The sequence below is a fragment of the Pseudorhizobium marinum genome (genome assembly GCF_000705355.1).
In the GTDB taxonomy this organism is placed as follows: Bacteria; Pseudomonadota; Alphaproteobacteria; order Rhizobiales; family Rhizobiaceae; genus Neorhizobium; species Neorhizobium pelagicum.
The window spans coordinates 345,694-362,504 of sequence record NZ_JMQK01000003.1; the positions used below are offsets into that span (position 1 = coordinate 345,694).

16 protein-coding genes are annotated in these 16,811 nt (G+C 63.6%); 4 read left to right on the forward strand and 12 right to left on the reverse strand.

Annotation, left to right across the window (positions count from 1 at the left end; translation table 11 throughout):
* Positions 1-8: 8 nt before the first annotated feature.
* From tsaE to EO99_RS0105605, 8 genes are all read right to left on the reverse strand, one after another.
* The gene (gene tsaE / locus EO99_RS0105570) at positions 9-1,532 is read right to left on the reverse strand and encodes a tRNA (adenosine(37)-N6)-threonylcarbamoyltransferase complex ATPase subunit type 1 TsaE (protein WP_029617657.1); all 1,524 of its coding nucleotides are present in this window, start codon (positions 1,530-1,532) and stop codon (positions 9-11) included.
* Positions 1,529-4,090: a PAS domain-containing sensor histidine kinase gene (locus EO99_RS0105575; RefSeq protein WP_029617658.1), complete on the reverse strand. Its 2,562-nt coding sequence runs from the start codon at positions 4,088-4,090 to the stop codon at positions 1,529-1,531. The genes tsaE and EO99_RS0105575 overlap by 4 nt, the downstream gene beginning before the upstream one ends.
* Positions 4,091-4,282: 192 nt before the next feature.
* Positions 4,283-5,683, reverse strand: a complete 1,401-nt coding sequence (gene ahcY, locus EO99_RS0105580; protein ID WP_029617659.1) for an adenosylhomocysteinase — start codon at positions 5,681-5,683, stop codon at positions 4,283-4,285.
* Between the two features lie 134 nt (positions 5,684-5,817).
* Positions 5,818-6,093 (reverse strand): HPr family phosphocarrier protein, encoded by a 276-nt coding sequence (locus EO99_RS0105585; RefSeq protein ID WP_029617660.1) that lies wholly within the window; start codon positions 6,091-6,093, stop codon positions 5,818-5,820.
* A gap of 12 nt (positions 6,094-6,105) precedes the next feature.
* Positions 6,106-6,507: a PTS sugar transporter subunit IIA gene (locus EO99_RS0105590; protein ID WP_029617661.1), complete on the reverse strand. Its 402-nt coding sequence runs from the start codon at positions 6,505-6,507 to the stop codon at positions 6,106-6,108.
* A 121-nt stretch (positions 6,508-6,628) separates the two neighbouring features.
* On the reverse strand, positions 6,629-7,090 hold the full coding sequence (locus EO99_RS0105595; protein WP_029617662.1) for an HPr kinase/phosphorylase: 462 nt from the start codon (positions 7,088-7,090) through the stop codon (positions 6,629-6,631).
* Positions 7,083-8,840, reverse strand: coding sequence for a sensor histidine kinase (locus tag EO99_RS0105600; RefSeq protein WP_037111109.1), 1,758 nt, complete (start codon positions 8,838-8,840; stop codon positions 7,083-7,085). The genes EO99_RS0105595 and EO99_RS0105600 overlap by 8 nt, the downstream gene beginning before the upstream one ends.
* Before the next feature lie 109 nt (positions 8,841-8,949).
* Positions 8,950-9,675, reverse strand: a complete 726-nt coding sequence (locus EO99_RS0105605) for a response regulator transcription factor (RefSeq protein ID WP_102248684.1) — start codon at positions 9,673-9,675, stop codon at positions 8,950-8,952.
* A 331-nt stretch (positions 9,676-10,006) separates the two neighbouring features.
* Here EO99_RS0105605 and EO99_RS0105610 point away from each other — a divergent pair, with 331 nt between their 5' ends.
* The 4 genes from EO99_RS0105610 to EO99_RS0105625 all read left to right on the forward strand — a co-directional run bounded on the left by EO99_RS0105610 (position 10,007) and on the right by EO99_RS0105625 (position 14,084).
* Positions 10,007-11,617 carry a phosphoenolpyruvate carboxykinase gene (locus EO99_RS0105610; protein ID WP_029617665.1) on the forward strand — a complete coding sequence of 537 codons (1,611 nt, stop codon included), beginning with the start codon at positions 10,007-10,009 and terminating at the stop codon, positions 11,615-11,617.
* Positions 11,618-11,709: 92 nt separating this feature from the next.
* On the forward strand, positions 11,710-12,144 hold the full coding sequence (arfB, locus tag EO99_RS0105615; protein WP_029617666.1) for an alternative ribosome rescue aminoacyl-tRNA hydrolase ArfB: 435 nt from the start codon (positions 11,710-11,712) through the stop codon (positions 12,142-12,144).
* Between the two features lie 4 nt (positions 12,145-12,148).
* Positions 12,149-12,757, forward strand: a complete 609-nt coding sequence (locus tag EO99_RS0105620) for an alpha-ketoglutarate-dependent dioxygenase AlkB family protein (RefSeq protein ID WP_029617667.1) — start codon at positions 12,149-12,151, stop codon at positions 12,755-12,757.
* A gap of 22 nt (positions 12,758-12,779) precedes the next feature.
* Positions 12,780-14,084 carry a glycosyltransferase family 87 protein gene (locus tag EO99_RS0105625; RefSeq protein ID WP_029617668.1) on the forward strand — a complete coding sequence of 435 codons (1,305 nt, stop codon included), beginning with the start codon at positions 12,780-12,782 and terminating at the stop codon, positions 14,082-14,084.
* On the opposite strand, the gene coaA is transcribed toward EO99_RS0105625, so the two are convergent.
* Genes coaA through hisA form a run of 4 tightly spaced genes read right to left on the reverse strand, consistent with a single transcriptional unit; the run spans position 13,972 to position 16,810 of the window.
* Positions 13,972-14,958, reverse strand: a complete 987-nt coding sequence (gene coaA / locus EO99_RS0105630) for a type I pantothenate kinase (protein ID WP_029617669.1) — start codon at positions 14,956-14,958, stop codon at positions 13,972-13,974. The two genes, EO99_RS0105625 and coaA, sit on opposite strands and share 113 nt — an antisense overlap.
* Positions 14,955-15,275, reverse strand: a complete 321-nt coding sequence (locus EO99_RS0105635; protein WP_029617670.1) for a phosphoribosyl-ATP diphosphatase — start codon at positions 15,273-15,275, stop codon at positions 14,955-14,957. Before EO99_RS0105635 ends, coaA begins: the two co-directional genes overlap by 4 nt.
* Positions 15,276-15,293: 18 nt before the next feature.
* Positions 15,294-16,070 carry an imidazole glycerol phosphate synthase subunit HisF gene (gene hisF, locus EO99_RS0105640; RefSeq protein WP_029617671.1) on the reverse strand — a complete coding sequence of 259 codons (777 nt, stop codon included), beginning with the start codon at positions 16,068-16,070 and terminating at the stop codon, positions 15,294-15,296.
* Positions 16,067-16,810 (reverse strand): 1-(5-phosphoribosyl)-5-[(5-phosphoribosylamino)methylideneamino]imidazole-4-carboxamide isomerase, encoded by a 744-nt coding sequence (gene hisA, locus EO99_RS0105645; RefSeq protein WP_029617672.1) that lies wholly within the window; start codon positions 16,808-16,810, stop codon positions 16,067-16,069. The genes hisF and hisA overlap by 4 nt, the downstream gene beginning before the upstream one ends.
* Between the last annotated feature and the right edge of the window lies 1 nt (position 16,811).

The window sequence follows — 16,811 nt, forward strand, 5'->3', positions numbered from 1 at the left end:
CATGCTTTCTAAAGCAGGGCTCCTGATTCGGGTAGCGCTATTCCCGCCTTCAGGCACCAGGCCCGCAGTGGCGCCAGCGCCTCGTGTCGCAGCGCCGTCGCCAGATGGGCAAGCGTGCGGGGCATGTGCTTCATGTAGCCCGGCTTGCCGTCGCGCTGCATCAGCCGAACCCAGAGGCCGGCGAGCTTGCAGTTGCGCTGGGCCGCCATGATCGCGAAGGCCTTGAGGAAGGCTGCCTCGCCGAAGGGGCCCTGGCCATGGCGAAGCGCCAGATAGTCAGCCATCATCATCTCGGCGAGCGGCGCGGGGATGTCGACCCGGGCGTCCTGGACGATGGAGGCGAGGTCATAGGCGGTCGGCCCGATCATCGCGTCCTGAAAATCGATGAGGCCGGCCCGCTTCACACCTTGCTCGTGCTCGCGCCAGATGATGTTGGGCGAATGGAAATCCCGCAGCAGCAGGTTGGTCTCGGCCGCCTGCAGCTCAGAGATCAGCGCCTGCCAGATGTCGTGATACTCCTGACGCTCGGCGTCGGACGCCGGATTGCCGCGCTTCCAGGGGAGGTGCCAGTCGACGAGCAGCCGGGCCTCCATGGTCATGGCCACGGGATCGAAGTCGGGAATGTGGTGCAGACGTCCGGCACCTGCGGGCAGGTCTCGCGGCGCCGGCCGTTCATGCAGATAGGCCAGGCAGGCGACGCTTTCGCGATACCGCTCGGGGATCGGCTTGCCTTCGGCGTCCAGAACGCCATCGGCACCGAGATCTTCGAGGAGCAGAATGCCCTCGTCGACATCGGCCTCAAGCACCTTCGGAGCCGCAAGGCCGATACCGCGGAGATAATCGGAAACGGCGATAAACGGGGAGGCGTCCTCGGCCAGATGCGCGACCTTCGGGTATGTCTTGCCGTCTAGGACGGCCGGGCCCTCGAGCTGCCGCGGCCAGTCCATGAGGATCGTCGCGGATCCGTCGGCACGATGGATGGTCTCATAGGCCCGCACCGAGGCGTCGCCGGTCAGGTATCGGCGTGTTGCCGCCGGATAGCCCCAGCCGTCCAGCGTCTTGCGGATGGCGAGGGACCGTCGGATGCGCTTCAAGGCGGCATCAGGCCCCTCGAAACGGGCAATCCGCCCCTGGCCCTCGTTTTCGAGCCGCAGCGTGAGGCGATCCCGGGGAAGAAGAGCCTCCGCCATCTCCGGCCATTCGACCAGGCAGATACCCGAGGCCAGCGCCTCGTCGAGACCAAGCTCGTCGAGTTCGGACGCGTCGCCGAGACGATAGAGGTCGAAATGGGAGACGGGAATGCGCAGCTCGTAGCTCTGTACCAGCGTGAAGGTGGGGGAGGGAACCTCCAGCGCCTCGTCGTCGGCGATCGCTCGCACCAACGCCCGCGCCAGCGTCGATTTGCCGGCGCCGAGGTCTCCGGAAAGCGCCAGGCAGTCACCGGGCTTCAGGGCCAGTGCAAGATCTTCGCCAAGCTGGATGGTGGCCGCTTCATCCGCAAGGCTGACGACAATCGGAGTGGCGTCGCTCATTCGGCCGCGGCGATGGTACGCATCGTGACGGCGCTCGGGATCCGGCAGCTGACGGTGGTGCCGGCACCGGGCCGGCTTTCGATCCTGACTTCGCCCTTGTGCAGCTGCACGAAGCTCTCGACGATCGACAGGCCAAGGCCGGCGCCGCTCCGCTTGCCGCCGCGGGGTGTCGAGGAGAAACGGTTGAAGATGGTGCTCAGCATCTCTTGCGGAATGCCGGGTCCGCTGTCGGAGACCGAGAAATACACATCGGTCGCGTCGCGTCGGCAGGTGAGGGTGATCGTGCTGCCTTCCGGCGCGAAATTGGTGGCATTGGTCAGGAGCTTGAGCAGGATCTGCTTCAGCCGCTGAGGGTCGGCGACGATCGAGCCGATCCCCTGCGGTGCGGTGATCTCCAGGGTCATCTGGTTCTCCTGCAGCCGGTCGGCGATCTGCATCGCCACGTCGTCCAGAAGATCGTCGATGCTGATCTCTTCGTAGTCGAGCTGCATGATGCCCGCATCGACCGTCGCCAGATCGAGGATGTCGTTGACGATGGTCAGCAGGAGGGACGACGAGGTGGAGATGTGTCCGATATACTCCGCCTGGCGCTCGTTCAGCGATCCGACGCCCGGCGTCTTCAGGAGGTCGGTGAAGCCGATGATGTTAGTCAGCGGCGAGCGAAGCTCATAGGAGACATGCTGGACGAAATCGTTCTTGATCTCGTCTGCGCGGCGAAGGGCTTCGTTCTTCTCCATCAGGGCACGTTCGGCGCGGGCGCTGGCGGTCATGTCGACGAAGGTGAGCATCGTCTGCGCGTTCGGCAGCGGCGTCACCGCATAGTCGAGGATCAGGCCGGAGAAGAGCTCCAGCGTACCCTGCAGCGAAGGCCTCTCGTCATCGCAGTTCGTCAGTATCTGGCCGAAGCGCCGCCAGCCGTCGGGCCTGTCATAGGACGGCGCACAGGCCTCCTCGATGGCGCGGATGTGGACGCCGGGCTTTGCCTGTTCGGCGGTAATGCCCCAGAGGGCCCGGAACGCCGGGTTCGACAGCCGAATGCGGCCGTCAGGCCCGAACACCGCCACGCCTTCGGAAAGATGGTCGATGGTTTCGCCCTGTACCATCACCAGCGTATTGTAGCGCGTCTCGAGATCGACCTGTTCGGTGAGGTTCTCGAACACCCAGGTGGCGCCGCCTTGCGGATGCGCGGTGGCGATGACCCGCAGCGTCTGTCCTTGCGGCAGGTGCCAGAGGTCGGTCTTGGTATCCAGCGCCTGATAGACCGAAAGGGCCTCCTCCTTCCAGACCCGCCAGTTGAGCGGCTCGGGAAGCCTGTTTTCGCCGCGCAGGCGATCGAGGAGCTCGTTGTTGTCGGGCCGGGAATCCAGGAAGGAGAGATCGAGACCCCAGAGGGACACGAAAGCCTGATTGTAGAACTGCAGGCGCCGGTCGCGATCGAAGATGGCAACCGGCGTTGCCAGGTGATCGAGCGTTTCGGCATGGCTGCGCAGGGTGCGCTTCAACTCTTCTCGAACCGCCTCGGCTTCCGACACGTCGATGGCCATTCCGGCCGAGCCGCTTGCCGCCACGACGTCGACGATCTCATAGATGGTGCGGTTGCCGTGAACGACGGTCGAGACGCGGTCATGGTAGGGCGAATCGGGGGTCACGCTGGCGCGAATCTTTTCGCGGGCGACGGTTCCGAGGAACTCGCGTCCTTCGCCGATGGCCTGGGTCGGCGCAACCGCGTCCACGGCGTCGCTATAGGCATGGTTGACCCAGGCAAGGCGGCCGGCGTTATCGCGCCGCCAGACCGGCTGCTCGATCGCATCCAGGAGCGACTGGAACAGCGTGATGGAGCCCTGCAGGCGCTCGCGCTCGATCTTCAGCTCCGCAAGCTCCGCCCGCAGGTTGTTCAAGGCGATGAAGCGGACGAAGGCCCGACCGCCGGACACGCGCCCCTGCACCTCGAGGATTTCGTCGCGGTTCGTCTCGACCACCGTGTCGAAACTGTGCGCGTCGCTGCGCAGCGCCTCGATGGCCCGCTCCAGCTCGGTGGCCGAGCCGGGCCGCAGCCAGCGGCCGAAGGCGAGAAACTCCCGGTCCAGCTGCGGCGCACCAGTCTCCACCGGCAGCTGGCCCAGGAACTCGGGCTTCGAGGTGGCGCCGTCCCAGACGACGATGCGCCGGTTCTTGTCGGCGATGAGCGCCTCATATTTCGAAATCTGCTGCCGTGCGTCCGTCAGAGCGCTGCGCATCTCCTGTGTCTCGTTCTCCATGTTGCCGCGCTGCCGCACCAGCCAGAGGACGGAAAGAAGGGCCGCGCCAAGGGCACCGACGACCAGCGAGGAGACAACGACTTCAGTGGAGGTGAACAGTTTGACGGCCGCCGGACCTGCCTCTTGCGCCAGAACGCCGTGTGCGCTGCCGGCAAAGGCGCTACCCGCCAGAAGCGCGCGCAAGGCATGGCGCAAACGCAACCGTTTTCGCTGGCCTGAGGCCGTTGAGACATTATTCCCGCTGCTTTCGCCGCCGCGGGAATTTGCCTCCTGAAGGAGGTTCTTTTTGTTCACCGACATCCCCGGTCTGTCTCCGTCTTTTTGCCGCACGATCGACAAGACATCCCACATCGCGCTTGCCCGAAGCAGGTGCGATTCGATGTCTGACAGAGTACTTCTTTAGGGAATCGTCGGGAAGGCTGCGGGGAAAAAAGAAATCGCGGCCTCGTCAAGGCCGCGATCATCAATATATTGTGGATATCACTGGATAGTTTAGTACCTGTAGTGTTCGGCCTTGAACGGGCCGGACTTCGATACGCCGATGTAGCCGGCCTGCTCGTCGGAAAGCTCCGTCAGCTTGACGCCGAGCTTGGCGAGGTGCAGGCGCGCGACCTTTTCGTCGAGGTGCTTCGGCAGGATGTAGACGTCGTTCTTGTACTCGCCCTGCTTCGTGAACAGCTCGATCTGCGCCAGCACCTGGTTGGTGAAGGATGCCGACATCACGAAGGACGGGTGACCGGTGGCGTTGCCAAGGTTCAGCAGGCGACCTTCAGACAGCAGGATGATCCGGTTGCCCTTCGGGAACTCGACCATGTCGACCTGCGGCTTGACGTTGGTCCACTTGAGGTTCTTGAGCGCCGCGACCTGGATCTCGTTGTCGAAGTGGCCGATGTTGCCGACGATTGCCATGTCCTTCATGGCGCGCATGTGGTCGAGGCGGATGACGTCCTTGTTGCCGGTCGTGGTGATGAAGATGTCGGCGCTGTCGATGACGTCCTCGAGCACGACGACTTCAAAACCGTCCATTGCCGCCTGCAGGGCGCAGATCGGATCGACTTCCGTCACCTTCACCCGTGCACCGGCGCCGGCGAGCGACGCTGCCGAGCCCTTGCCGACATCGCCGTAGCCGCAGACGACGGCGACCTTGCCGGCCATCATCACGTCGGTGCCGCGGCGGATGCCGTCGACCAGCGATTCCTTGCAGCCGTACTTGTTGTCGAACTTCGACTTGGTGACGCTGTCGTTGACGTTGATCGCCGGGAAGGGCAGGAGGCCCTTCTTGCTGAGTTCATAGAGGCGGTGAACGCCGGTCGTCGTTTCTTCGGTAACGCCCTTGATGGCGTCGCGCTGTTTCGTGAACCAGCCGGGCGATGCCTGCAGGCGCTTCTTGATCTGCGCGAACAGGATCTCTTCTTCTTCCGAGCCGGGGTTCGAGAGGACGTCTTCACCGGCTTCGGCGCGGGCGCCGAGCAGGATGTACATCGTCGCGTCGCCGCCGTCGTCGAGGATCATGTTGGTAACGCCGCCATCGGACCACTGGAAGATCTTGTCGGTGTATTCCCAGTATTCCGTCAGGCTTTCGCCCTTGACCGCAAACACCGGAATGCCGCTCTCGGCGATCGCCGCGGCTGCATGGTCCTGCGTGGAGAAGATGTTGCAGGACGCCCAGCGGATGTCGGCGCCCAGCACCTTCAGCGTCTCGATCAGCACGGCCGTCTGGATCGTCATGTGCAGCGAACCGGAGATCCGGGCGCCCTTCAGCGGCTTGCTGTCGCCGAATTCCTCGCGGCATGCCATCAGGCCGGGCATTTCCGTCTCGGCGATGTCGAGTTCCTTGCGACCGTAGGCGGCAAGTCCGATATCGGCGACGATATAGTCTTTCTCAATGCTCATGAAGCTCTCCAGCTGGAAGTTGCCGGTGCCAGTCATCAAGCACCGCTCATCGTCATTCGAGAGCCGGTTTATCAGTCTTGCGGGCGGGACGCAACGGGACATAAAGAAGTGTTTATATCTTTATGTCCGGAAGGTTAAGCCTCTTCGCCGAACCGGTCGGCAATCAGCTGTTCGAGGGCATCAAGGGCCTCGGTCGCCTGCGGCCCCGAGGCGCTGACCTCGACGCTGCATCCGGGGCTGGCCGCCAGCATCATCAGTCCCATAATCGACATGCCCCCGACGGTCATGCCGTCCCGGCTGACGGCCACCTCCGCCTCGAAGCGGCCGACGGTCTGGACGAATTTCGCGGAAGCACGCGCGTGCAGGCCGCGCTTGTTGATGATGAGGAACTCGCGGGTCAGGGGGGGCATGGTGCTTTCGGGTTACTTGCCGCTGAGAACGCGGCTGGCGACATTGATATATTTTCGCCCCGCGTCAGAGGCCTCCGCGAGCGCTCTGTCCATGTCGTTGTCGCCACGGACGCCGGCGAGCTTGATCAGCATCGGCAGGTTGACGCCGGCGATCACCTCGACGCGGCCGCTGGCCATCACCGAAATCGAAAGGTTGGATGGCGTGCCGCCGAACATGTCGGTGAGGATGATGACGCCATGGCCGTCGTCGGCGCGCTCGACCGCATCGACAATGTCCTGGCGGCGCTGGTCCATGTCATCTTCCGGGCCGATGGAGACCGTTTCGATGCATCTCTGCGGTCCGACGACATGCTCGACGGCATGTCGAAACTCCTCAGCCAGCTTGCCATGGGTGACAAGCACTACTCCGATCATGAACTCCCCCTGCTATGGAAACTTGCGGCCCCTATCGCAATGCACAAAGGCCGTCCAGCGGTGGGACGCCATCTTCGCCATGTAGCTTTGAAGTGCAAGTCAAAAATACGAGTGGTTCCTTTCACAATGTCGTCGGTATACCGATTCGAGGATGAAGTGCCGCGATGGCCGCAAGCGGCTCCCGGTGGTCGTTGACCAGCAGGAGCTGGGGAAGGGCACCATGCCCGGGAACAGGATAGGTCTGATCCTCAGCCGGCAGCCGTTCGGCCGTACGCGGGTCGACCAGAAGGATTGCAAGATGCAGGGGCGCCTCCGGGATGCTCGGGATCGCCGCAATGCCGCTGCCGCGGATCTCGATCAGTCCGGCGATGGCCGCCGGCCGGGTGGCGACCAGCCTGCCGTTCTGTCGGGAGATGAAGACCTGGTCATCGGCAACGAGCGCGGCGGTCCATCCCGCGCGTCTCGCGGTCGCCAGACACTGCAGCGCCATCGCCGACTTGCCGATGCCCGAGGGGCCGACGAACAGCAGGCCTGCCTCGCCGACGACGACGGCCGTGGCATGGATGTTGACCGGGTCAGGCATCGGCGCGGCCTGCGGGCGGCAGCGACAGCGTGAACCGGGCGCCGGTGATCTCGCCCGTCTTCGGCTCGATGATGTTCTCGGCCCTCAGCGTGCCGCCGTGGGCTTCGGCGATCTGCCGGCTGATCGAAAGGCCGAGGCCGGAGTTCTGGCCGAAGCTCTCGCCTTCCGGCCTGTCGGTGTAGAAGCGTTCGAAGATCCGGTCGATGTCTTCGGCCTGGATGCCGGGCCCGTTGTCATCCACCTGGACATTGATGCGACCGCGGGAATGGTAGAGCCGGATGAGGATGTGCCCGCCCTGTTCCGGCACGAAGGACCGGGCATTCTCGATGAGGTTGGTGACGATCTGTCCCAGCCGGAGATCGTGGCCGTTGACGATGAAGGAGGCCTTTCCGGCCGATTTCGTGTCGATGCTGAGCTCGATCTCCATCGGCTTGCGGCCGCTGCGGATCTGGCGGGAAATGTCGACCATGTTGCGCAGCAGGACCTGCATGTCGATCGGCGCAGCATCCGACCGAGCGAGTTCCGCATCGAGCCGCGAGGCGTCGGAAATGTCGCTGATCAGCCGGTCGAGCCGGCGCACATCGTGGAAGATGATCTCCGTCAGTCTCTGCTTCGATTCTTCCGTTTTGGCCAGCGGCAGGGTCTCTACCGCGCTGCGCAGCGAGGTGAGCGGGTTCTTGAGCTCGTGGCTGACGTCGGCGGCGAAGCTCTCGATCGCATCGATCCGGTCGTAGAGCGCGGTCGTCATTTCGCGAAGGGCGATCGACAGGTTGCCGATCTCGTCCTGGCGGTAGGCGAAATCCGGGATTTCCTCACGCTGTTTGGCGCCGCGCCGCACGCGGATGGCGGCGGCCGCGAGCCGGCGGAGCGGATTGGCGATGGTGGATGACAGAAGCAGCGACAGCAGGATGTTGACGAGCGTCGCGACACCGAACACCCGCATGATAGCAAGCCGTTCGGCATGGACGATCTTGTCGATGTCACCCGCCTGCGTGGACAGGAGCAGGACCCCCAGCACGGCCCGGAACCGCTGCACGGGAACCGCGACCGAGACGATCAGCTCGCCCCGATCGGTGATGCGCACGACCGCACCACGCACACCCGTCAGTGCATTCATCACCTCGGGGTAGATGGAGCCATCGCCGCCTGGCGCTTCCTTGTAGAGGGGGAGGTTGCTCTGCTGCAGCATGCGGTTGAACAGGCCGACGAACCAGTCGCCCCAGCTCGTCGTTTCCTGTTCGACCGGCGGCAGATCGTAGCGCAGCACCTGGCCGCGGGAATAGAGGTGGCGGGAGTCGAGCAGCATGTTGGCGTCCGCATCGAACAGCCGGGCCCGGGTGCGCGTCGGGGAAATCAGTCGCCGGAGCACCGGTGCGACGCGGTCCGGATCGATCGGAAAATCGAGATCCTCGTCATTGGGGACGGGCGTGATGCTTTGCCCGGCCTGCAGCTCGAGCAGCTTCTCCGGATCGATGGTGATCGAATTGGTGTCGACCGAAGCGGATGCCGAGATGGCGCCGGCGATGATCTCGCCCTGCGTCAGCAGGCTTTCGACGCGGGCGTCGATCAGTCCCTCGCGAAACTGGTTGAGATAGAGGATGCCGCCCACCAGCACCACGGTCGCCGCAATGTTGAAGAAGAGGATCCGGCGGGTGAGGCTGGAGAAGACGGCATGGCCGAACACCCTGCGGATCATGGTGAAGGGATGAGACCAGACGCGTCCGGACGCGCGCTGCCCGTCTTCGCCCATCCCATCGGCAATGTCATCTTCAAGCAGTCGATCTGCCACCAATAGTCCTTTCGCAGGACCGGCCGCGCCCCTCCGGGCGCTCGCTCTCCTGTCGGCCGTGCCGACCTGCCTACGCCGCTTCCCGGAAGCGGTAGCCAACCCCGTAGAGCGTTTCGATCATATCGAAGTCCACGTCAACCATCTTGAATTTCTTGCGCAGGCGCTTGATGTGGCTGTCGATCGTGCGGTCGTCCACATAGACCTGCTCGTCGTAGGCGGCATCCATCAGCGCGTCACGGCTCTTCACCACGCCGGGCCGCTGGGCAAGCGAGTGGAGGATCAGGAATTCCGTCACCGTCAGGGTCACGGGTTCACCCTTCCAGGTGCATGTGTGCCGCTCCTGGTCCATTGCCAGCTGCCCGCGATCGAGGGTTCTCGCCTGCTGGGCGTCGCTTGCCGCCTTGGCACCCGTGCCGGAGCCTTGGGTTTCGCGGGCGCTGGCGCGTCTCAGGATCGCCTTGACGCGCTCCACCAGCAGCCGTTGCGAGAACGGCTTGGTGATGAAGTCGTCGGCGCCCATCTTCAGGCCGAACAACTCGTCGATCTCCTCGTCCTTCGACGTCAGGAAGATCACAGGGATGTCCGATTTCTGCCGTAACCGGCGCAGGAGTTCCATTCCGTCCATGCGCGGCATCTTGATGTCGAAGATCGCCAGTTGCGGCGGCCGTCCCAAGAGGCCGTCAAGTGCGGACGCACCATCGGTATATGTCTCGACCTTGTAGCCTTCTGCTTCAAGCGCGATCGATACCGAAGTGAGAATGTTGCGATCGTCGTCCACGAGCGCGATTGTCTGCATGCTCTCCGTCTCCATCACCATCTCTGCGCATCTCCTGGAATGTCCCCAGCCAGGTCCGGCGAATGCCGAAGCGCGTTGTGAGTCTAAAGGTGGAACAAATTGTGGCAAAGATAGAGGCTCTGCCGCCGATTACAACGACAACGCGCCCCGGCTCCACTTGTTCGACTTTGCAAACTAAAAAAGACACTAAACCGATTTAAATAGGAATAGATTTTTTTAAATCGATTAATATATTGATATCATTGCGTTATTGTCGCTATCTGCTCTTGCCCTTTGCATTCGCGGGGGCTAGTTGGTGCAGCAGACCAACGCCACGGGAAGGAAGGCGCATATGCAGGAGCTCGGACTTTACAATCCGTCCAACGGGATTTCGACCATCGGTTTTGCCGATGTCTCCCGCGCCAACTACAACTTCTCGGAGACGGAACTCTACGAAGAAGCCATTCGCAACCGGGAAGCCGAGGTGACGGCGGATGGTGCCCTGCGCGCCGTCACCGGCCAGCACACCGGCCGTTCTCCCAAGGACAAGTTCGTGGTGCGCGACGAGACCACGGAAGACGTCATCTGGTGGGACAACAACAAGCCGATGTCTCCGGAGCGCTTCGACGTCCTCCACAAGGACATGCTGGCGCATGCGGCCGGCAAGACGCTGTACATCCAGGATCTGATCGGTGGTGCCGATCCGGAAAATGCGCTCCCGACGCGCGTCGTGACGGAACTTGCCTGGCATGCGCTGTTCATCCGCAACCTTTTGATCCGGCCGAGCCGGGCGACGCTCGAGACCTTCTCGCAGAAGCTGACGATCATCAACCTGCCGAGCTTCAAGGCGGATCCGGCCCGGCATGGCTGCCGCACCGAGACCGTGATCGCCTGCGACCTGACGCGCGGCATCGTGCTGATCGGCGGGACCTCCTATGCCGGCGAGAACAAGAAGTCGGTCTTCACCGTGCTGAACTACCTGCTGCCCGCAAAGCACGTCATGCCGATGCATTGCTCGGCCAATGTCGGTCCCGCCGGCGATGCCGCCGTCTTCTTCGGTCTTTCGGGCACGGGCAAGACGACGTTGTCTGCGGATCCGAGCCGTACCCTGATCGGCGATGACGAGCATGGCTGGGGCGAAAGCGGGATCTTCAATTTCGAAGGCGGCTGCTACGCGAAGGCCATTCGTCTCTCGGCCGAAGCGGAGCCGGAAATCTACGCTGCCACCCGCCGATTCGGAACGGTGCTGGAAAACGTCGTCCTCGACGAGAACCGGGTTCCGGATTTCGAGGACGGCTCGCTGACGGAAAACACCCGCAGCGCCTATCCGCTGCACTTCATTCCCAATGCTTCGGACACCGGGCTTGCCCCGCATCCGAAGACGATCATCATGCTGACGGCGGATGCCTTCGGGGTCATGCCGCCGATCGCCAGGCTGACGCCGGAACAGGCCATGTACCACTTCCTGTCCGGCTACACGGCCAAGGTGGCGGGCACGGAAAAGGGTGTCACCGAACCGGAGGCGACCTTCTCCACCTGCTTCGGCGCGCCCTTCATGCCGCGTCACCCGGCGGAATACGGCAATCTGCTGCGCGACCTGATCGACCGTCACGGCGTCGATTGCTGGCTCGTCAACACCGGCTGGACCGGCGGCGCTTATGGAGTCGGGCGCCGGATGCCGATCAAGGCCACGCGGGCGCTGCTGACGGCGGCGCTGACGGGAGACCTCAAGGGCGCGCAGTTCCGCACCGACCCGAATTTCGGGTTTGCGGTTCCGGTCGCGGTCGACGGCGTCGATTCGTCCATTCTCGACCCGCGCTCCACATGGTCGGACGGTCATGCCTACGACGCGCAGGCGAAGAAACTGGTCTCGATGTTCATCGCCAACTTCGAGAAGTTCGAGAACCACGTCGACAGCAGGGTGCGCGAAGCAGCACCGGTGCTGCTGAGCGTGGCGGAATAACGGACCGTCGATCAAACCAATGCCGCCGGCCTGATCAGGCCGGTGGTTTCCTTCCTCCGGCGTTTATGGGATAGAGACGGCGGAGACGAACCATGGCCAGCAATCCCCTTTACATCAACAGCCGCATCACCATTGCAGGCTGGGAACTGACGGAACAGTTCGTATTGGCTGGCGGCCCCGGCGGGCAGAACGTCAACAAGGTCTCGACCGCCGTCCAGCTTTTCTTCGATGTCCTCAACTCCCCGTCCTTGCCCGAGCGCCTGAAGGAGAACATCCCCCGGGTTGCCGGACGGCGGATGTCGAAGGACGGCGTGCTGATGATCGAGGCGAACCGCTTTCGAAGCCAGGATCGCAACCGCGAGGATGCCCGCGAGCGGCTGAAGGAACTGATCCTCAAGGCCGCGGAGCCGCCGCCGCCGCCGCGCCGGGCGACCAGGCCGACGAAGGGTTCGGTCGAACGCCGCCTGAAGGCGAAGTCCGGCCGCGCGGTGGTCAAGAAGATGCGCGGCAAGCCGACAGGAGAATAGTGACGTGGCCGGCCTCCCGAATGGCGTCAGATACCTGCCCGGCCGGCTCGACCGGGCGGCACAGGAGCATCTGGTGGACCTTGTCCGCGCCGTCGTTGCGCAGGCCCCGCTCTACGTCCCGGAGATGCCGGGAACCGGTAAGCCGATGTCCGTGCGCATGACCAACTGCGGATCGCTGGGCTGGGTGACGGACAAGACACGTGGCTACCGGTATCAGGACACCCACCCGGTGACGGAAAAGCCCTGGCCCCCGATTCCGCAGGAGCTTCTGACACTCTGGGAAGAGGTGGCGGATTATCCGCAGCCGCCGCAGGCCTGCCTCGTCAACTTCTATTCCGACGATGCCCGGATGGGCCTGCATCAGGACAGGGATGAAACGGACCTCGCGGCCCCGGTCCTCTCCATCTCGCTCGGCAATACCTGCCTGTTCCGCGTCGGCGGTACGCAGAGGAAGGATCCCACCCGCTCGTTTCGGCTGCAGAGCGGCGACGTCGTCGTCCTCGGCGGCGAGGGCCGGCTCTGCTTCCACGGCGTCGACCGGATCTATCCGAGCACGTCAACGCTGCTGAAGCACGGCGGCCGGATCAACCTCACCTTAAGGCGCGTGACATAATCTGTCCGAACAGGGAGAGGTCATGCCGGTAGCGTCGCAGAAATTTATCGTCCTGAGTGGGCTGGTGGTGTGGTTGACGGGCACGCTGATTGGTCTCAACTATCTGCGTCTGGCATGGACGCTTGACGGCAACGGCCTTTCCGTCATGACAGGCAGGCTGCCGTACTGGGACTTTACCAACCTCTGGGGCGGCGGACGCCTGGCATTGCAGGGCAATGTGGGCCATCTTTTCGATGTAGAGGCCTATCGGCCAGCTTTGCGGAGGCTTCTTTCTCCGTTGTTGCTCGATCAGGAATGGAGCTACCCTCCGTCAATGCTTCTCCTCGGGGCTCCGCTCGCGGCGCTTCCGGTGTTTCCGGCCTATCTGGCGTGGACGGGAGCGACCCTGGCACTGCTTCTGGTCGTCGCCGGCTGGTTTGGCTTGAAGGGCTGGCATCGGTTGCTGCTGCTGGCTGCTCCACCTGTAATCTTCAATGTGCTCTTCGGTCAGAACGGTGCACTGACGAGTTCACTTTTGCTCGGCGGCCTGCTGCTGGCTCCGACGAGGCCTCTTCTCGGCGGCCTGCTTCTGGGCCTGCTCACGGTAAAGCCGCATCTGGGAATCCTCGTTCCCTTTTGCCTGATGGCTGCCGGCAACTATCGCGCCGTGGCTTCAGCCACCGTTACCGGTCTTGCGATGGTTGTCCTGAGCGGCGCCGTGTTCGGCTGGGAGACCTGGCCACTGTTCTTCTCCGAGACCAATCCGATGATGCGGGCAATCCTGGAGGCGCCCTATCCACAGGGTTACCAGATGAACGCGATGACGGTTTTCTCGCTTGTCCGATCGCTAGGTGCAGGGCTTGGGACAGCTTATCTGGTCCAGGGTCTTTTCACCGCCGTTGCGGTCGCGGCCGTGATCTGGCTGTGGCGGGGAGCGATGCCGGTGGAGCACGACGTAAGAGTTTCCATCACCGGGCTCCTCGCCTTGTGCGCCACGCCTTACGGCTACACCTACGATGCCATTCCGCTTGCCATTGCGGTCCTGGTCATGGGCAGGAGGCAGCTGGTACCGATGCTTCTGCTGGCAGTCGGCTGGTTGTACCCTCTGATGAACCACGTGGTGGCGATGAATTACCCGTCGCTGGGTGTCGTTGTCCCTGCACTCATGGCCACGGCCTCCGTCTGGGCGGTATCGCGGCGAAACGCCGGCGCCGAGAACCATCCCATGGCCAAGCTCAAAGCTTCCTCAGAGCGACCGTCTCCACCAGATGATTGGAGCCCTTCCGCAGGATCAGGTCGGCGCGCGGGCGGGTCGGCAGGATGTTCTGCCGCAGGTTCTTCAGATTGATGTTCTCCCACAAACCTTCGGCGATCGCACGCGCCGCCTCCTCGCCGATGGTGGCGTAGCGGTTGAAGAAGGAGTTGGGGTCCCGGAAGGCCGTCTGGCGCAGCTTCATGAAGCGTTCCACATACCAGCTGTGGATCAGCGCCTCGTCCGCGTCGATGTAGATCGAGAAATCGAAGAAGTCCGAAACGATCGGCACGATCTTGCCGTCTGCCGGAAGATCACGTGACTGCAGCACGTTGATCCCCTCGAAGATCAGGATGTCGGGCCGGTCGACGACGGTGTACTCGTCCGGCAGGACATCATAGGTGAGGTGCGAATAGCGCGGCGCCCGCACATTCGGCTCGCCGGCCTTGATCGCCGACAGGAAACGCAGCAGCGCGCCGATGTCGTAGCTTTCCGGAAAGCCCTTGCGTTCCATCAGGCCTTCCCGTCGCAAGATGGAATTGGGGTGGAGGAAGCCGTCGGTGGTGATGAGATCGACCTTCGGGCTCGACGGCCAGCGCGCCAGAAGCTCCTGCAGGATACGGGCGGTGGTCGACTTGCCGACGGCCACCGAACCGGCAATGCCGATGACGAAGGGCGTCTTCGCCACGTCCGACATGCTCAGGAAGCGGTTGCGCTGCTGGAACAGCAGCTGAGAAGCCTCCACATGGGCAGAGAGCAGCCGCGACAGGGAGAGATAGATCCGCCGCACCTCTGTCAGGTCGATCGGATCGTCGAGGGAGCGTACCCGCGCCACCTCGTCCGCCGTCAGCGTCAACGGGGTATCTGCGCGGAACCGGGCCCACTGCTCCGAGGTGAACTGGTGATAGGGCGAATAGTTGGCGCTGGACAGCTGGTCCTGGCCTTCAAGGGGTTGCGTCGCCAAGGTCATGACTGCCGGCTTGCCTTTTCCTGCAGACCGGATTGCACGGTCCGCCGCTGGAGTTCGTCCATCACATCCTGCAGCGGAATGCCGGCGATCTTCAATACGACCATCAGGTGATAGAGGAGGTCGGCGCTTTCGCTGACGAGGGCGGCAGGTTCCTGCGAAACGGCCGCGATCACAGTTTCCACCGCTTCTTCGCCCAGCTTCTTGGCAGCCTTGGTCTGACCGGCAGCGACAAGCTTTGCGGTCCAGGACTGGTCAGGAGACGCTTGCGCCCGGGTCGCGACGATCTGCTCCAGATCGGCCAGGGAAAAATCGCTCATGTCATGCCTCCGTCGGCGTCAGTGCAGCCGCATCGCGATACCGTGGTCGGCCATATAACGCTTGGCCTCCTCCACGGTATAGGTGCCGAAGTGGAAAATCGAGGCGGCCAGAACGGCCGTGGCATGACCGTCCCGGATCCCGGCCACGAGGTCGTCCAGCGTGCCGACGCCTCCGGAGGCGACCACCGGCACGCGCACGGCATCGGCAATCGTACGCGTCAGGGCAAGGTCGTAGCCGCTCTTGGTTCCGTCACGGTCCATGGAGGTCACCAGCAGCTCGCCGGCGCCCTTGTCCACCACCGTCGCCGCAAATTCCACGGCGTCGATGCCGGTTGGCTGGCGCCCGCCATGGGTGAAGATCTCCCAGCGGTCCGTTTCGCCGGCGCCCGACACCTTCTTCGCGTCGATCGAGACGACGATGCACTGGTTGCCGAACTTGTCGGCGGCCTCGGCGACGAAATCCGGGTTCTTCACCGCAGCCGAATTGATCGACACCTTGTCGGCGCCCGCGAGCAGCAGCTTGCGGATGTCGGCCACGGCGCGCACACCGCCACCAACGGTGAGCGGCATGAAGCAGTGATCGGCGGTGCGGGCGACGACGTCGAAGATCGTGTCGCGATTGTCGGAGGAGGCGGTAATGTCGAGGAAGCAGAGTTCGTCGGCACCGGCCGCATCATAGGCCTTGGCGGCCTCGACCGGGTCGCCGGCATCGATGAGGTCGACGAAGTTGACGCCCTTGACGACACGGCCGTCCTTCACGTCGAGGCAGGGGATGACGCGGGCCTTCAGGCTCATGCGGCCGCTCCCTTCCGCGATGCAATCAGGGCCAGCGCTTCGGCCGGATCGATGCGGCCGTCGTAGAGCGCGCGTCCGGAGATGGCGCCTTCCAGCCGCACCGCATCGGGCTCCAGCATCCGTCGTACGTCATGCATGGAGGCCAGGCCGCCCGACGCGATGACGGGGATTGAGACGGCATCCGCAAGCGCCAGCGTCGCGTCCCAGTTGATGCCCGCGAGGATCCCGTCGCGGTCGATGTCTGTATAGATGATCGCCGAGACGCCGGCGCCCTCGAATTTTTTTGCAAGCTCGATGACGCCGAGTTCCGAGGCTTCCGCCCAGCCCTCGACGGCAACCTTGCCGCCCTTGGCGTCGATGCCGACGGCGATCTTGCCGGGAAACTGCTTGCAGGCCTCGATCACCAGCGCCGGATCGCGCACGGCGACGGTGCCGAGGATGACGCGAGCAAGCCCGCGCGCCAGCCAGTTCTCGATGTGCTCGAGCGTGCGGATGCCGCCACCGAGCTGCACCGGGTTCGTCGTCGCCTTCAGGATGGCGTCGACGGCGGCGCCATTGACGCTCTCACCGGCGAAGGCACCGTTCAGATCGACCACATGCAGCCATTCGAAGCCCTGGTCCTCGAAGGTCTTTGCCTGGGCGGCTGGATCGGCGTTGTAGACGGTGGCCTGCTCCATGTCGCCGAGCTTGAGGCGCACGCACTGGCCGTCCTTTAGGTCGATGGCGGGGAAGAGGATCATG

Excerpts from the sequence above, each read along its gene's own strand:
- tsaE (WP_029617657.1), bottom strand. The coding sequence starts at position 1,532 with ATGAGCGACGCCACTCCGATTGTCGTCAGCCTTGCGGATGAAGCGGCC.
- EO99_RS0105575 (WP_029617658.1), bottom strand. The coding sequence starts at position 4,090 with ATGTCGGTGAACAAAAAGAACCTCCTTCAGGAGGCAAATTCCCGCGGC.
- ahcY (WP_029617659.1), bottom strand. The coding sequence starts at position 5,683 with ATGAGCATTGAGAAAGACTATATCGTCGCCGATATCGGACTTGCCGCC.
- EO99_RS0105585 (WP_029617660.1), bottom strand. The coding sequence starts at position 6,093 with ATGCCCCCCCTGACCCGCGAGTTCCTCATCATCAACAAGCGCGGCCTG.
- EO99_RS0105590 (WP_029617661.1), bottom strand. The coding sequence starts at position 6,507 with ATGATCGGAGTAGTGCTTGTCACCCATGGCAAGCTGGCTGAGGAGTTT.
- EO99_RS0105595 (WP_029617662.1), bottom strand. The coding sequence starts at position 7,090 with ATGCCTGACCCGGTCAACATCCATGCCACGGCCGTCGTCGTCGGCGAG.
- EO99_RS0105600 (WP_037111109.1), bottom strand. The coding sequence starts at position 8,840 with ATGGGCGAAGACGGGCAGCGCGCGTCCGGACGCGTCTGGTCTCATCCC.
- EO99_RS0105605 (WP_102248684.1), bottom strand. The coding sequence starts at position 9,675 with ATGCAGACAATCGCGCTCGTGGACGACGATCGCAACATTCTCACTTCG.
- EO99_RS0105610 (WP_029617665.1), top strand. The coding sequence starts at position 10,007 with ATGCAGGAGCTCGGACTTTACAATCCGTCCAACGGGATTTCGACCATC.
- arfB (WP_029617666.1), top strand. The coding sequence starts at position 11,710 with ATGGCCAGCAATCCCCTTTACATCAACAGCCGCATCACCATTGCAGGC.
- EO99_RS0105625 (WP_029617668.1), top strand. The coding sequence starts at position 12,780 with ATGCCGGTAGCGTCGCAGAAATTTATCGTCCTGAGTGGGCTGGTGGTG.
- coaA (WP_029617669.1), bottom strand. The coding sequence starts at position 14,958 with ATGACCTTGGCGACGCAACCCCTTGAAGGCCAGGACCAGCTGTCCAGC.
- EO99_RS0105635 (WP_029617670.1), bottom strand. The coding sequence starts at position 15,275 with ATGAGCGATTTTTCCCTGGCCGATCTGGAGCAGATCGTCGCGACCCGG.
- hisF (WP_029617671.1), bottom strand. The coding sequence starts at position 16,070 with ATGAGCCTGAAGGCCCGCGTCATCCCCTGCCTCGACGTGAAGGACGGC.
- hisA (WP_029617672.1), bottom strand. The coding sequence starts at position 16,810 with ATGATCCTCTTCCCCGCCATCGACCTAAAGGACGGCCAGTGCGTGCGC.